Genomic DNA, 812 nt, shown 5'->3' with positions numbered 1-812 from the left:
GGATACCGATCAGGAAGACGGCGGTCGCCGCCGTTGGGCGCTGACCGACCTCGGTGGGTGAGCCGGTGTCATTCTGGTGCCCGGTCTGGTGACACCGGGGTGACGATTTCCGGGTCGTCCCGGTAGACCGGGGCATCTCGTGGTGTTACATGCTGCATCACATGGTGAGGGGTGAGGTCTGCATGTCGAAAGAGACGGCTACGGCTCTTCGTTCCAGCCTGAGCTGCCGGATCTCGCCGACGGTGACTCAGGTTTGTTGTTCATCCTCGGGATGGTGAGGGGTCGGTTTTTTGTAGCGCTGGCGGATCCAGATGATGGCCCCTGTCACCAGGGGCGGGCCGAGAACGACTGCTTTGACCGCGGCTTTTGAAGCGAGCCATACGATGCCCCAGTAGTGCCATCCGAAGAAGTGCCAGATAGCCAGCCAGACGAGTCCGGCGATGCTTATGGCCAGGACGGTAGCCAGGATGGTTTTGCTCCGGGTTCGAAGGGTTGCTGTTCCGGTGGGCTCATCGGTCATGCGTTTGAGCATATGAAACACAGTCAAGACCAAGCCCCCTACCCTTGCAGCCAGCTTGGCCCGCGGAGCGGGCCAGAGGCTTGGAGGCGGAGCCGGAAAGCCAGCGGGGGAGCGCAGCGAGTCCGCTAGGCCGAGCAGAGCGAGGCCAAGTCATAAGCGCAGCGCAGGACTTTAACTCCCGAAGGGAGCAGCCGAGCAAAGCGAGGCAACTGGGTTGCGCAGCAACCCAGTTCACCGGAGTGAGCGCAGCGAACCCGGTGACCGACCCGCGAAGCGGGTCGGTTCCCTGCTC

Annotated in this window: 1 protein-coding gene; it reads right to left on the bottom strand. The window is 62.8% G+C overall.

The window, feature by feature from the left end:
- Window positions 1–247: 247 nt before the first annotated feature.
- Window positions 248–520, bottom strand: coding sequence for a hypothetical protein (locus ADK54_RS45975; protein ID WP_159047770.1), 273 nt, complete (start codon window positions 518–520; stop codon window positions 248–250).
- Window positions 521–812 lie beyond the last annotated feature (292 nt).

It is taken from the genome of Streptomyces sp. WM6378 (genome assembly GCF_001279695.1).
Classification (GTDB): Bacteria; Actinomycetota; Actinomycetes; order Streptomycetales; family Streptomycetaceae; genus Streptomyces.
The sequence above is the reverse complement of the archived record's forward strand: the minus strand, read 5'-3'. Positions and strand labels throughout refer to the sequence as shown.